The following is a 12,521-nucleotide window of genomic DNA, read 5'->3' as shown; positions in this document are numbered from 1 at the left end:
CACCATGGAAACGATTGCTGTCGAAGTCGTTGCGGCCGATCTGCTGAATCCGCTGATCCGCCGTTTCACGCTGCGCGCGGTGGACGGAAGCCCGCTGCCGGGCTTCACTGCCGGTGCCCACGTGCGCGTGCAGGTAGCGCTGCCGGGCAAGGCCCAGGGTGAGGTGCAGGACTGGCGCCACTACTCGCTGGTGAACACCGAGGCTGGCGCCGACACCGGCCTGCCGCAGCCGCACTACACCATCGCGGTGCGCCGCGAGGACGAGGGCCGCGGCGGCTCGCGCTGGATGCATGGTCTCCAGGTCGGCCAGCGTATCGCCATCGAGCCGCCGAAGAACGATTTTCCGCTGGGCACGCATGCGGGTTGCGCGGTGCTGGTGGCCGGTGGCATCGGCATCACGCCGCTGGCCAGCATGGCGGCCGCGCGCCGCGCCGCCGGCCTGCCGGTGCGCATGCTCTACGCGGGCCGCAGCCGCGGGCTGATGGCCTTCCTGCCCGAGTTGCAGGCCCTGCTGGGCGAGTCGCTGGCCGTGCATGCCGACGAAGACCAGGGCGCGCCGCTGGACGTGGCCGCGCTGCTGGACGGCTGCGCCGGCGAAGACCAGCTCTACGTCTGCGGCCCGCGCGTGATGCTCGACGCGGTGCTGGCCGCCACCGATGCGCGCGGCTGGCCACGCGAGCGGGTGCATTTCGAGCTGTTCACCGCGCCGGTGGCGGCTGCGGGCGACCAGGCCATCGAGCTGGTGCTGGCGCAAAGCGGCCGGCAGGTCACCGTGCCGGCCGGCCAGTCCATCCTCGACTGCCTGATCGAGCACGGCTGCGATCCGCTGTTCGACTGCAAGCGCGGCGAATGCGGCGTCTGCGCCGCCGAGGTGATCGAAGGCGAGATCGACCACCGCGATGCCGTGCTGAGCGCCGCCGAGCGCGCCGGCGGCAAGGTGATGCAGATCTGCGTCTCGCGCGCCCGCAGTGCGCGGCTGGTGCTCGACCTCTGAGCCCGGGCCTTTGTCCTTGTCCCCTTTTCTTCCCCACCGATCCGCTTCCAGGAGCCCGCGATGAAATCCACCACGCTGTCCCGCCGCCAAGTGCTCTCCCTGCTGCCGCTGGCCGCGGCGCCCTCGCTGGCCCTGGCCGATGGCAAGCCCATCGAATGGGTGGTCGGCTACGCCCCCGGCGGTGGCTCCGACACCGTGGCGCGCATGCTGGCCGAGGCCATGAGCCGCTCCATGGGCCAGACCATCATCGTCATCAACAAGCCCGGCGCCGGCTCGAACATCGCGGGCGACTACGTGGCCAAGGCGCGCGACGCGGAGCACATGGTGTTCACCGCGGACTCGGCCGTGATCGCCGCCAACCCCTTCCTCTACAGCAAGCTGACCTACAGCGCGGAGAAGGACTTCGCATCGGTGGGCACCATCGCCCGCTTTCCGCTGGTGCTGGTCGTGCAGCCGAATGCCAAGCCCAGGAACCTCAAGGACTTCATGGCCTGGGTGCGCAGCGATCCCGCGGGCATGAGCTATGGCAGCCCCGGCACCGGCAGCCCGCACCACCTGGCGACCGAGCTGTTCCGCCAGCAGACCGGCCTGACGCTGACGCACGTGCCCTACCGCGGCGCGGCGCCGGCTATCGCCGACGTGGTCGGCGGGCAGCTGCCCTTCATGTTCGTCGACACCTCCAGCGGCGGCGCCTTCATCACCTCGGGCAAGGTGCGCGCCATCGGCGTGGCCAGCGCCCAGCGCCTGGCCAGCATGCCCGACATTCCCACGCTGTCCGAGCAGGGCCTGGCCGGCTTCGAGGCCTCGGCCTGGCAGGCGCTGGTGGCGCCCGCCGGCATCAGCGCCGCGACGGTGAAAACGCTGAACAAGCACCTGGTGGACGCACTGAACTCCACCGACATCCGCGCCCGCATGCAGACCCTGGGCATCGAGCCGCTGCCCAGCACGCCGCAGGAGCTGGCCCGGTTCGCGGCGCAGGAGCGCGAGCGCTGGGGCCGCGTGGTGCGCGAAGCCAACATCAAGCTGGACTGAGGGAGGGCGCCATGTCCGCCATGTCTGAGTATCGCGATAACCCCGCAGCCATCCGCGCCCTGGTGCGCGACACCGAGGTGCACAAGGACTGCTACATCCATCCCGAGATCTTCGCGCTCGAGATGGAGCAACTGTTCGCTAACACCTGGATCTATGTCGGCCATGCCAGCCAGGTGCCCCAGCCCGGCGACTACTTCGCCACCACCGTGGGCGACCAGCCGGTCGTCATGGTGCGCCACACCGACCAGAGCATCAAGGTGCTGTACAACCGCTGCGCACACAAGGGGGTCAAGGTCGCGCCCGACGGCTGCGGCAGCACCGGCAAATTCTTCCGCTGCCCCTACCACGCCTGGACCTACCGCACCGACGGCAAGCTGTTGTCCATCCCGCTGAAGAAGGGCTACGAGAACACCGGCCTGGAGAGTTGCGAGGCCAGCAAGGGCCTGACCGCCGTGGGCGCGGTGCAGGTGTACCGCGACTTCGTCTTCTGCCGGCTGAACCCCGAGGGCATGGGATTCGAGGAATTCTTCGGCCCCTCGCTCTCGACGTTGGACAACATGGTCGACCGCTCGCCCGAGGGCCGGCTGGAAGTGGCCGGCGGCGTGATGCGCTACCTGCACCGCTGCAACTGGAAGATGCTGGTCGACAACCAGACCGACACCTGCCATCCGATGGTGGCGCACGAGTCCTCGGCCGGCACGGCCGTCAAGGTATGGGAGAACGCGCCCGAGGGCACGCCCAAGCCCATGGCGGTGGAGCTGTTCGCCCCCTTCGTGAACCCCTACGAGTTCTTCGAGGGCATGGGCATTCGCGTCTGGCCCAACGGCCACGGCCACACCGGCGTCAGCGACTCCATCCACGCGGCCTATTCGCCCGCGCCGGGCTACTGGGAGAGCATGGTCGCCACCTACGGCGAGGAACGTGCCAACGCCATCCTGGGCGATGTGCGCCACAACACCGTGTACTTCCCCAACATCATGGTCAAGGGCCCGATCCAGACGCTGCGCATCTTCCGCCCCTTGGCAGCCGACCGCACGCTGGTCGAGAGCTGGACCTTCCGCCTCGTCGGCGCGCCGGACCTGCTGCTGGAGCGCACGCTGATGTACAACCGCCTGGTCAATGCACCCACGTCGGTGGTCGGACACGACGACCTGGAGATGTACGAGCGCGCCCAGCAGGGCTTGGCCTCGCGCGGCTCGCAATGGGTGAACGTGGGCCGGCTGTTCGATCCGTCCGAAAAGGAACAGGACGAGGCGGTGACCAACGGCACCAACGAATGGCAGATGCGCAGCCAGATGCGTGCCTGGGCGCGCTTCATGACGGCCGGCATGCGTGAAGGAGCCGAGGCATGAGCACCGCACCCACCGACCAGCAGCTGATCGATTTCGTGCTCGACGAAGCCGCCTTGCTCGACGAACTGCGCTTCGACGACTGGCTGGCCCTGTTCACCGAGGACGGCCACTACTGGATGCCGCTGGCCCACGGCCAGACCGATCCACGGCTGCATGCCTCGCTGCTCTACGAAGACCGGCTGCTGCTGCAGGTGCGCATCGAGCGCCTGCGCGGCGCCCGCACCTTCTCGCAGCAGCCCGCGAGCCGCTGCCACCACCTGCTGCAGACGCCGCGCGTGACGGCGCGCGACGACGCGGCCGGCACCTACACCTGCCGCACGGCCTTCCACTACATCGAGACGCGCCAGGACGAGCAGACGCTGTACGCCGGCTGGGCCAGCCACGAGCTGGTGCGGCAGGCCGACGGCGCGCTGCGCATGCGGCTCAAGCGCGTGGACCTGGTGAACTGCGACGCCGCCTTCGGCAACATGCAACTCTTCATGTGAGGCCCGCGATGCCTTCTGCCATCGAAACCTTCGCGCCCGCAGGGCGCACGCTGCCGGCGATGCTGGCGCACCAGTGCCGCCGCTTTGCGGAGCGCACGCTGCTCGTCGCCGGCGACACCCGCTGGCGCTACGCCGATGCGCTGCGCACCGCCCAGGCCATGGGCGCAGTGCTGCAGGCCGCCGGCATCCGCGCCGGCGACCGCGTGGCGCTGATGTGCGGCAACCGCGCCGAGTTCCTGCAGACCTTCCTGGGCTGTGCATGGATCGGCGCCGTCACCGTGCCCATCAACACCGCCGCGCGCGGCACCACGCTGCGGCACATCCTGGCCAACTCCGGCGCGCGGCTGTTCGTGGCCGAGGCCGAAGGCCTGGCTGCGCTGCGCGGGCTCGAAGACCGCGATGGCCTGCCGCTGGAGCGTGTGTGGCGCATCGATGCACCGCCGGAGCCCGGCACCGAGCCTTTTCCGGCGCTCGGCGAGGCGCTGGCGGATGCCGCACCCGTGCAGCCCGGCGACACGCTGGCCATCCTCTACACCTCGGGCACGACAGGCCTCTCGAAGGGCGTGTGCTGCCCGCACGCGCAGTTCTACTGGTGGGGCCGGCACACCGCGGCGCTGCTGGAACTGGGCGACGGCGAGGTGCTGCTGACCACGCTGCCGCTGTTCCACACCAACGCGATGAACGCCTTCTTCCAGGCCCTGCTGACCGGCTCCACGCTGGTGGTCGAGAAGCGCTTCTCGGCCTCGGGCTTCTGGGCCGCGCTGGTGCAGCACCAGGCCACCGCCACCTATGTGCTGGGCGCGATGGTGCCCATCCTGCTGTCCAAGGACGCCACGCCCGACGACCGCGCGCACCGCGTGCGCATCGCGCTGGCGCCCGGCGTGCCGCCGCGCTTCCATGCGCAGTTCAGCGAGCGCTTCGGCATGCGGCTGCTCGACGGCTACGGTTCCACCGAGACCAACTTCGTCATCGGCCTCGATGCCGAGCAGCGCCCCGGCAGCATGGGCCGCGTGGCGCCGGGCTTCACCGCGCGCGTGGCCGACGAGCACGACGAGGAGGTGCCGCCCGGCACACCCGGCGAGCTGCTGCTGCGCGCCGACGAGCCCTTTGCCTTCGCCACCGGCTACTTCGGCATGGCCGACAAGACCGTGGAGGCCTGGCGCAACCTGTGGTTCCACACCGGCGACCGCGTGGTGCGCGATGCCGACGGCTTCTTCACCTTCCTCGACCGGCTCAAGGACGCGATCCGCCGGCGCGGCGAGAACATCTCGTCCTACGAGGTCGAGCAGGTGCTGCTGAGCCACCCGGCCGTGGCCGTGGCGGCGGTGTTCCCGGTGAAGAGCGAGCTGGCCGAGGACGAGGTCATGGCTGCCATCGTGCCGCGCGAAGGCGTTGCGCTGGACCCGGTGGAGCTGGTGCGCTTCTGCGAGCCGCGCATGGCTTATTTCGCCGTGCCGCGCTACCTGGAGTTCATGGCCGCGCTGCCCTCGACCGAGAACGGCAAGGTGCAGAAATTCAAGCTGCGCGAGCGCGGCATCACCGAGCAGACCTGGGACCGCGAGGCGGCCGGCATCCAGCTCAAGCGCTGACCCGAAGGAGCTTCCATGCGAGCTTTGCGAACCCTTGCCCTGCTGCTGTGCAGCGCCTGCCTGGCCTTCGGCGCGGCCGCGCAGGACGCCTACCCCAGCAAGCCCATCCGCATCATCGTGCCTTTCCCGCCCGGCGGCGGCAGCGACCTGGTGGCCCGCACGGTGGCAGCGCGCCTGGGCGAGCGCTGGAAGCTGCCGGTCGTGGTCGACAACAAGCCCGGCGGCAACACCATCATCGCGGCCGAGGCGGCGGCCAAGGCGGCGCCGGATGGCTACACGCTGTTCGTGGCCATCGACTCCACGCTGGCCATGAACCAGAGCCTGTACGGCAAGCTGCCCTACGACCCGGCCAGGAGTTTTGCGCCGGTGACGCTGGCCATCACCATGCCCATGGTGCTGGCGGCGCACCCGTCGGTCAGCGCGCGCAGCGTGGGCGAGTTGCTGGCAGCGGCGCGCGCGCAGCCCGGCAAGCTGGCCTATGCGCATGGCGCCATGCCGGCGCAGGTGGCGGGCGAGGTCTTCAAGAGCGCCACCGGCGCGGACCTGCTGGCCGTGCCCTACAAGGGCGGCGCGCCGGCGATGACCGACACGGTGGGCGGCCAGGTGCCGCTGATCTTCGATGCGCTGGGGCCGGCCATGCCCTACATCAAGGGCGGCAAGGTGCGGGCGCTGGCGGTGACCAGCGCGCAGCGCAACCCGCTGCTGCCCGACATTCCCACGCTGGCCGAATCCGGCGTGCCCGGCGTCGACCTGCTGACCTGGATCGGCTTCGTGGTGCCGGCGGGCACGCCCCAGCCCGTCATAGCCAAGCTGCACCAGGAGCTGACCGCCATCCTGCAGCTGCCGCAGACCCGCGAGCTGCTGTCTGGCATGGGCATGACGGTGGTGGCCGGCACGCCCGAGCAGTTCGCGCAGATCATCCAGGGCGACACCCAGAAATTCGGCCGCATCATCCGCGCGGCCGGCATCAAACTGGACTGAACATGACCGCATACATCCGACGCAGGGGCTATGAGGGCGTGGCGCTGGCCGTGCCCGTCACCGTGCCCTACGAGCGCTACTCCATCCGCGGCGCGCACTGGTTCCTGGGCCAGGCCGTGCGCGGCCTGCTCGCGGGCAGCGGGCTGGCCAAGGAGCAGCTCGACGGGCTGACGGTCAGCAGCTTCTCGCTGGCGCCCGACACGGCCGTGGGCGTGACCCAGCACCTGGGCCTGTCGCCGCGCTGGCTCGACCACATCCCCACCGGCGGCGCCTCGGGCGTGATGGCGCTGCGCCGCGCGGCCCGCGCCGTGCAGTGCGGCGACGCCGAGGTGGTGGCCTGCGTGGCGGCCGACACCAACCATGTGGACTCCTTCCGCCAGACGCTGGGCGCGTTCAGCGATTTCGCGCGCGACGCCAGCTACCCCTATGGCGCGGGCGGACCGAACTCCATGTTCGCCTTCATCACCGCGAGCTACATGCGCACCTACGGCGCGCAGCGCGAGGATTTCGGCCGCATCGCCGTGGCCCAGCGCGCCAACGCGCTGCACAACCCCAACGCGCTGTTCAAGAAGCCGCTGACGCTCGATGAGTACATGGCGGCGCGGCCGATCTCCGAGCCCATACACCTGTTCGACTGCGTCATGCCCTGCGCCGGCGCCGAGGCCTTCCTCGTGATGGCGCCCGAGCGCGCGCGCGACCTGGGCCTGCCGCACGTGCTGCTGCGCGGCGCCATCGAGCGCCACAACGCCTACGCCGACGACCCGGTGATGCTGCGCGGCGGCTGGCGCGTGGACTGCGCTGACCTGTATGCCCAGGCCGGCCGCACGCCGCAGGACATCGACGTGCTGCAGACCTATGACGACTACCCGGTGATCGCGATGATGCAGATCGAGGATCTGGGCTTTTGCGACAAGGGCGAGGGCCCGGCCTTCGTGCGCGCGCACGACCTGACCCATGCCGGCGACTTTCCGCAGAACACCAGCGGCGGCCAGCTCTCGTGCGGCCAGGCGGGCGCGGCCGGCGGCTTCCTCGGCATGACGGAGACGATGCGCCAGCTCACCGGCCAGGCTGGCGAGCGCGGCGTGACCGGCGCGCGCACCGGCCTGGTGGGCGGCTTCGGCATGGTGACCTACGACCGCTGCCTGTGCACCGGGGCGGTGATCCTGGAGACAAGCGAATGACGATGCCCTTCATGAAGCCCCCGCGCAAGAACCCGGTGCTGCGCACCCCGCAGATCAACCTGCCGCCGGCCGCGCGCGGCCGCGTGGCGCTGGGCCTCACCGCCGCGGCCGCCGAAGGCCGTTTCGCGCTGCAGGTCTGCGCCGACTGCGGCGCCGTGCAGTACCCGCCGCGCGAGGCCTGCCACCGCTGCCTGTCGCCCGAGCTGCCCTGGCAGCCGCAAAGCGGCGCCGGCGAGCTGATGGCCTCGACCACGCTGGCGCACAGCAACGACCTGTACTTCCGCGAGCGCCTGCCCTGGCGCCTGGGCATGGTGCAGCTCGACGCCGGCCCCAGCGTCATGGTGCACCTGCATGGCGAGGTCGGCGAGGCGCCCCAGCGCGTGCGCGTCGGCGCACGCCTCGACCGCGCCGGCCAGGCCGTGCTGGTCGGATACCCCGAGAAAGGAACGGAGAACATGGCTGACGACCCCATGCTGCGCGAGATGGCCAGCGACCCCAAATACCGCAAGGTGCTGGTGACGGACGGCAAGTCCGCCACCGGCCAGGCCGTGGTCCGCGCCCTGGTCAAGGCCGGCGCCGACCTCGTCTGGGTCGGCCATGCCGAGCCCTGGAAACAGCTGCCCGGCCTGGCCGAGCTGGCGGCCCTGCCGCAGGTCACGCTGGTGCCGCTGGACGTGACCGACGAGCGCTCGGTCAGCACCCTGGCCGGCCAGATCGGCGGCAAGGTCGACATCGTGGTCAACACCGCCGAGCTGCACCGCGGCTTCGGCATCGCGGCGCGCCGCGGCACCGACGTGGCCAAGGCCGAGATGGAGGTCAACTACCTCGGCCTGCTGCGGCTGGCGCAATGCTTCGGCCCGGCGCTCAAGGGCCGAGCGGCCGACGGTGCCACGCATGCCACGGCCTGGGTCAACCTGCTGTCCATCTATGCGCTGGCCAACTTCCCGCCGCACGGCACCTTCTCGGCCTCCAAGGCCGCGGCGCTGTCGCTGGCGCAGTGCCTGCGCGCCGAGATGCGGCCGGCGGGCATCCGCGTGGTCAACGTCTTTCCCGGCCCCATCGACGACGAATGGAACCAGAACCTGCCGCCCCCGAAGCTGGCGCCGGCCGCGCTGGCCTCGGCCATCGTGAAGGCGCTGAAGGACGGTGTGGAAGACATCTACCCCGGCGACGTCGCCCAGGAATGGCTGGAGCGCTGGCGCCACAACCCCAAGGTACTGGAGCGCGAAATCGCCGCCGGAGGATATTGACATGCAGACCCCCCTCGAACTCCTTGGCGGCATGGCGCTCGCCCTCGCCACCGGCCGCATCCGCATCGTCGACCTGACGCAGACGCTGAGCCCCGACTTTCCCGCCATCGCGCTGCCGCCCGAGATGGGCCAGTGCCAGCCCTTTCGCATCGAGCAGATCTCGGCCTACGACGAGCGCGGCCCCGGCTGGTACTGGAACAACTTCTCCTGCGGCGAGCACACGGGCACGCACTTCGACGCGCCCATCCACTGGATCTCGGGCCGCGACCTGCCCAACAACGCGGTCGACAGCATCCCGCCGCAGCACTTCATCGCGCCGGCCTGCGTGATCGACTGCAGCGCGCAGGCGGCGGCCGACCCCGACTACCTGATGGGCGTGGCCGACATCGAGCGCTTCGAGGCCGCGCATGGCCGCATCCCGGCCGGCCACTGGGTGCTGATGCGCACCGACTGGGCGCGGCGCTGGTCGCAGGCGCGCGACGCCGAGGCCTTCCAGAACTTCGATGCCAGCGGCCAGCACACGCCGGGGCCGAACACCGAGGCCGTGCGCTTCCTGGTCGAAGAGCGCGGCGTGCTGGGCTTCGGCACCGAATCCATAGGCACCGACGCCGGCCAGGGCTACCACCTGCGCCCGCCGTACCCCTGCCACTCGTTGATGCACGGCGCCGGCAAGTACGGCCTGCAGTGCCTGACCAACCTCGACCAGCTGCCGCCCACCGGCGCGCTGGTGGTGGCGGCGCCGCTGAAGATCGAGAACGGCAGCGGCAGCCCGCTGCGCGTGCTGGCACTGGTGGAGGGCAAGCCATGAACCCGAACAAGATTGCAGCGGTGACGGGCGGCAGCGCCGGCATCGGCAAGGTCATCTGCGAACAGCTGCTGGAGCAGGGCTACGAAGTCGTCTCGCTCGCGCGCCGGCGCACCGAGATCGCCCACCCCCGGCTGCACAGCATCGAGGTCGACCTGGCCGACCGCGCCGCCACGGCCGAGGCCGTGCAGGCCATGGTGCGGCAGCACGAGGTCACCACCATCGTGCACAACGCCGGCGTGATCCGCGCCGCGCTGCTGCCCGAGGTAAAGCTCGGCGACCTGGACGCGCTGGTCGACCTGCACCTGGGCTGCGCCATCCAGATGGTGCAGGCCGCGCTGCCGGCCATGCGCGCGCGCCGGTTCGGCCGCGTGGTGCTGCTGTCGTCGCGCGCCGCGCTGGGCCTGCAGACGCGCACCAGCTACTCGGCTACCAAGGCCGGCATGCTGGGCATGGCGCGCACCTGGGCGCTGGAGCTGGCGCCCGAGGGCATCACCGTCAACGTGGTCGCGCCCGGGCCCATCCGCACCGACATGTTCTACGACGTGGTGGAGCAGGGCAGCGACAAGGAGCGCCAGCTCGCCGCCTCGGTGCCCGTGCGCCGGCTCGGCGAATCGGCCGACGTGGCGCGCGCCGTCGGCTTCTTTGCCGACGCGGCCAACAGCTTCGTGACCGGCCAGGTGCTCTACGTCTGCGGCGGCACCAGCGTCGGCAGCCTGGCGCTGTGATCCCGGAGCCGCCGATGCAACAGCCTTCCAACCCTTCGCGCCGCGCCCTGCTGGCGCTGGCCGGCGGCGCGCTCGCCGCCGCATCCACCACCTTCGCGCAGCCCGCCTGGCCCAGCCGGCCGGTGCGCATCGTCGTCGCCTTCCCGCCCGGCGGCCTGGCGGACGTGATGATGCGCCTGCTGGTGCCGCAGCTGGCCGAGGCCCTGGGCCAGCCCGTGGTGGTCGACAACCGTGGCGGCGCCAGCGGCAACGTCGCGGCCGTCGAGACGGCGCGCAACGGCGGCGACGGCCACACCTTCATGGTCAACGTGACCACGCTGGAATCGGTGAACCCGCTGATGTTCGAGCGCATGCCGGTCAACCCGGCGCGCGAGCTGCAGCACGTGGCGCTGCTGGCCAACACCCAGCTGTTCCTCGTCACCCGGCCCACGCTGGCGCCGAACACGCTGGCCGAGTTCGTGGCCTATGCCAAGGCCAACCCGGGCAAGCTCAGCTATGGCTCGGCCGGCAACGGCACCACGCCGCACGTCGGCGGCGAGCTGTTCAAGCAGACCGCCGGCATCTTCGCCGCGCACATCCCCTACCGCGGCGCGGCGCCGGCGATCCAGGACGTGATGGCCGGCCAGATCGACTACGCGCTGGTGCCCGGCACCGTGTTCCCCAGCGTGAAGGCCGGCAAGCTCAAGTTGCTGGCGGTGGCCAGCCGGCGCCGGCCGGCCTACTACAGCGGCGCGCCGACCATCGAGGAGGCCGGCTTCGGCAAAGTCTACGTGGACACGCCCTTCGCCGTCTACGCGCCCGCCGCGATGCCGGCGGCGCACGTCGCGCGCATGAACCGCGAGCTGAACCGGCTGCTGGTGCAACCGGCCATCCGCGCCCGCTTCGCCGAGGTGGGTGGCGAGCCGCTGGCCCTGTCGCCCGCCGAGGTGAGCGCCCTGGTGCGCGACGAGATCGCGCTGTTCGGCCCCATCGTCAAGGCGCGGGGCATCCAGGCAGACTGAATCGAGCTTGGTGGGGTAATGCAAAAAACATAGCTGCTAGCGCTTGATATATCTGTCATCCAGGTAGAAAAATACCTGAAAACCAGTGATATCAAGCGCTGGCAGCTATGTTTTTGAGATTCAGCCCGGCAGCCGGTGCAGCTCGATGATGCGCCGCAGCGTCACCTTGAGCGCCTCGGCGCGCTTGAGGCCGAAGGGCTGCAGCACGCGCAGCTCATGCTCCTTGGCCTTCTGGATCAGGTCGGCCACCAGGGTCTGGCCGGCCGGCGCGATGCGCACCATGGTCACGCGCCGGTCGGTGTCGTGCGCGAAGCGCTCCACATAGCCCCGGGCCTCCATGCGGTCGAGCAATCGCGTGACGGTGGGCTGCTTGCTGACCGAAATCTGCGCCAAGCGCCCGGTGCTGATGCCGGGCGTGCCCGTCAGCGAGGCCAGGATGCGCCACTCGGTCACCGACAGGCCCTCGGCCTCGACCACGGCATGGAACTCGGCCGAGATCAGCTTGCTCGCCTGCGCCAGCAGCGCCGGCAGGTAGTCGTCCACAAACGGCAGGGGCAGCGGGTGCTCCTGCGCTTCCTCGTCCATCGCGGTGGTTCCCATGTCGCGCGGAGGCATCTGTCGGGTGTCAGACAAACTGAAAACGAAGCGCCAGGCTCCGCGAGCAGTGTTTCACGGTGAGGCGGCGACGATCATCTGGAAGCATGGTGTAGAGCTTGAAAAATCCGTGGTGGTTGCCACGGAAGCTGAAGTGCTATGGAAGGGCGCGTTCAACCGGTTGTGACGTACCCATGAAAGGCCATTCTATGTCGCAACAAGCTGCTGAAAAATCAGCACCACGCTCATAGGTCCGGTGCATCCTGCTTCTTCAGCACATGGGCGGGAATCGCAAACTCCGCATCCAACTCGGCTTGTGTCGGCTGCTTTCTTGATGGCCTGTCCACAGGCGTGAAGAATGCGGTCTGCACAGAGCGGCGGTGCTGCTTGATGTCCTGTTGCGTGGCTTCAACGGATGCACCGGTCGTGATATGCCTGTCCTCCCGCGCCGATGCGGTTGCCGCGATGCCTTCCTGAATGCCGTGGTTCATCCGTTTATTCAGCGGCAAACCCATTCAGTCCGCTGTCG

General features: G+C 70.0%; 14 protein-coding genes. 12 read left to right on the top strand and 2 right to left on the bottom strand.

The features are described from left to right. Nucleotides 1-4: 4 nt before the first annotated feature. From ACYVKR_RS00130 to ACYVKR_RS00080, 11 genes are read left to right on the top strand one after another with little or no spacing between them, the layout of a single operon-like run. A complete protein-coding gene (locus tag ACYVKR_RS00130; protein WP_460478671.1) occupies nt 5-994 on the top strand; it encodes a PDR/VanB family oxidoreductase in 990 nt (329 codons plus the stop codon). A 60-nt stretch (nt 995-1,054) separates the two neighbouring features. Then, entirely contained in the window at nt 1,055-2,026 is a 972-nt protein-coding gene (locus tag ACYVKR_RS00125; RefSeq protein WP_460478670.1) for a Bug family tripartite tricarboxylate transporter substrate binding protein, read from the top strand. 20 nt (nt 2,027-2,046) lie between these two features. Beyond that, entirely contained in the window at nt 2,047-3,378 is a 1,332-nt protein-coding gene (locus ACYVKR_RS00120) for an aromatic ring-hydroxylating dioxygenase subunit alpha (protein ID WP_460478724.1), read from the top strand. Continuing rightward, on the top strand, nt 3,375-3,863 hold the full coding sequence (locus ACYVKR_RS00115) for an aromatic-ring-hydroxylating dioxygenase subunit beta (protein WP_460478669.1): 489 nt from the start codon (nt 3,375-3,377) through the stop codon (nt 3,861-3,863). The genes ACYVKR_RS00120 and ACYVKR_RS00115 overlap by 4 nt, the downstream gene beginning before the upstream one ends. Before the next feature lie 8 nt (nt 3,864-3,871). Beyond that, the gene (locus tag ACYVKR_RS00110) at nt 3,872-5,452 is read left to right on the top strand and encodes an ATP-dependent acyl-CoA ligase (RefSeq protein WP_460478668.1); all 1,581 of its coding nucleotides are present in this window, start codon (nt 3,872-3,874) and stop codon (nt 5,450-5,452) included. A 15-nt stretch (nt 5,453-5,467) separates the two neighbouring features. Further along, nucleotides 5,468-6,433 (top strand): Bug family tripartite tricarboxylate transporter substrate binding protein, encoded by a 966-nt coding sequence (locus tag ACYVKR_RS00105; protein ID WP_460478667.1) that lies wholly within the window; start codon nt 5,468-5,470, stop codon nt 6,431-6,433. A 2-nt stretch (nt 6,434-6,435) separates the two neighbouring features. Further along, nucleotides 6,436-7,614 (top strand): thiolase family protein, encoded by a 1,179-nt coding sequence (locus tag ACYVKR_RS00100; protein WP_460478666.1) that lies wholly within the window; start codon nt 6,436-6,438, stop codon nt 7,612-7,614. Further along, nucleotides 7,611-8,864, top strand: coding sequence for an SDR family NAD(P)-dependent oxidoreductase (locus tag ACYVKR_RS00095; protein ID WP_460478665.1), 1,254 nt, complete (start codon nt 7,611-7,613; stop codon nt 8,862-8,864). The genes ACYVKR_RS00100 and ACYVKR_RS00095 overlap by 4 nt, the downstream gene beginning before the upstream one ends. 1 nt (nt 8,865) lies before the next feature. After that, nucleotides 8,866-9,672, top strand: coding sequence for a cyclase family protein (locus tag ACYVKR_RS00090; RefSeq protein ID WP_460478664.1), 807 nt, complete (start codon nt 8,866-8,868; stop codon nt 9,670-9,672). Continuing rightward, the gene (locus ACYVKR_RS00085) at nt 9,669-10,397 is read left to right on the top strand and encodes an SDR family oxidoreductase (protein ID WP_460478663.1); all 729 of its coding nucleotides are present in this window, start codon (nt 9,669-9,671) and stop codon (nt 10,395-10,397) included. Before ACYVKR_RS00090 ends, ACYVKR_RS00085 begins: the two co-directional genes overlap by 4 nt. Before the next feature lie 14 nt (nt 10,398-10,411). Continuing rightward, complete coding sequence (locus ACYVKR_RS00080; RefSeq protein ID WP_460478662.1) at nt 10,412-11,398, top strand: Bug family tripartite tricarboxylate transporter substrate binding protein; 987 nt, start codon at nt 10,412-10,414, stop codon at nt 11,396-11,398. A 120-nt stretch (nt 11,399-11,518) separates the two neighbouring features. Here ACYVKR_RS00080 and ACYVKR_RS00075 read toward each other — a convergent pair whose 3' ends face one another. Continuing rightward, nucleotides 11,519-11,998, bottom strand: coding sequence for a MarR family winged helix-turn-helix transcriptional regulator (locus ACYVKR_RS00075; RefSeq protein WP_460478661.1), 480 nt, complete (start codon nt 11,996-11,998; stop codon nt 11,519-11,521). 22 nt (nt 11,999-12,020) lie between these two features. On the opposite strand from ACYVKR_RS00075, the gene ACYVKR_RS00070 reads away from it, so the two are divergent. Next, nucleotides 12,021-12,179: a hypothetical protein gene (locus ACYVKR_RS00070; RefSeq protein ID WP_460478660.1), complete on the top strand. Its 159-nt coding sequence runs from the start codon at nt 12,021-12,023 to the stop codon at nt 12,177-12,179. 58 nt (nt 12,180-12,237) lie between these two features. On the opposite strand, the gene ACYVKR_RS00065 is transcribed toward ACYVKR_RS00070, so the two are convergent. Then, the gene (locus tag ACYVKR_RS00065; protein ID WP_460478659.1) at nt 12,238-12,483 is read right to left on the bottom strand and encodes a hypothetical protein; all 246 of its coding nucleotides are present in this window, start codon (nt 12,481-12,483) and stop codon (nt 12,238-12,240) included. Nucleotides 12,484-12,521: the final 38 nt, after the last annotated feature.

The organism is Comamonas humi, assembly GCF_054782535.1.
Note: the sequence above shows the minus strand (reverse complement) of the source record. Positions and strands in the feature narration are given on the sequence as shown.

Excerpts from the sequence above, each read along its gene's own strand:
- ACYVKR_RS00130 (WP_460478671.1), top strand. The coding sequence starts at position 5 with ATGGAAACGATTGCTGTCGAAGTCGTTGCGGCCGATCTGCTGAATCCG.
- ACYVKR_RS00125 (WP_460478670.1), top strand. The coding sequence starts at position 1,055 with ATGAAATCCACCACGCTGTCCCGCCGCCAAGTGCTCTCCCTGCTGCCG.
- ACYVKR_RS00120 (WP_460478724.1), top strand. The coding sequence starts at position 2,047 with ATGTCTGAGTATCGCGATAACCCCGCAGCCATCCGCGCCCTGGTGCGC.
- ACYVKR_RS00115 (WP_460478669.1), top strand. The coding sequence starts at position 3,375 with ATGAGCACCGCACCCACCGACCAGCAGCTGATCGATTTCGTGCTCGAC.
- ACYVKR_RS00110 (WP_460478668.1), top strand. The coding sequence starts at position 3,872 with ATGCCTTCTGCCATCGAAACCTTCGCGCCCGCAGGGCGCACGCTGCCG.
- ACYVKR_RS00105 (WP_460478667.1), top strand. The coding sequence starts at position 5,468 with ATGCGAGCTTTGCGAACCCTTGCCCTGCTGCTGTGCAGCGCCTGCCTG.
- ACYVKR_RS00100 (WP_460478666.1), top strand. The coding sequence starts at position 6,436 with ATGACCGCATACATCCGACGCAGGGGCTATGAGGGCGTGGCGCTGGCC.
- ACYVKR_RS00095 (WP_460478665.1), top strand. The coding sequence starts at position 7,611 with ATGACGATGCCCTTCATGAAGCCCCCGCGCAAGAACCCGGTGCTGCGC.
- ACYVKR_RS00090 (WP_460478664.1), top strand. The coding sequence starts at position 8,866 with ATGCAGACCCCCCTCGAACTCCTTGGCGGCATGGCGCTCGCCCTCGCC.
- ACYVKR_RS00085 (WP_460478663.1), top strand. The coding sequence starts at position 9,669 with ATGAACCCGAACAAGATTGCAGCGGTGACGGGCGGCAGCGCCGGCATC.
- ACYVKR_RS00080 (WP_460478662.1), top strand. The coding sequence starts at position 10,412 with ATGCAACAGCCTTCCAACCCTTCGCGCCGCGCCCTGCTGGCGCTGGCC.
- ACYVKR_RS00075 (WP_460478661.1), bottom strand. The coding sequence starts at position 11,998 with ATGGGAACCACCGCGATGGACGAGGAAGCGCAGGAGCACCCGCTGCCC.
- ACYVKR_RS00065 (WP_460478659.1), bottom strand. The coding sequence starts at position 12,483 with ATGAACCACGGCATTCAGGAAGGCATCGCGGCAACCGCATCGGCGCGG.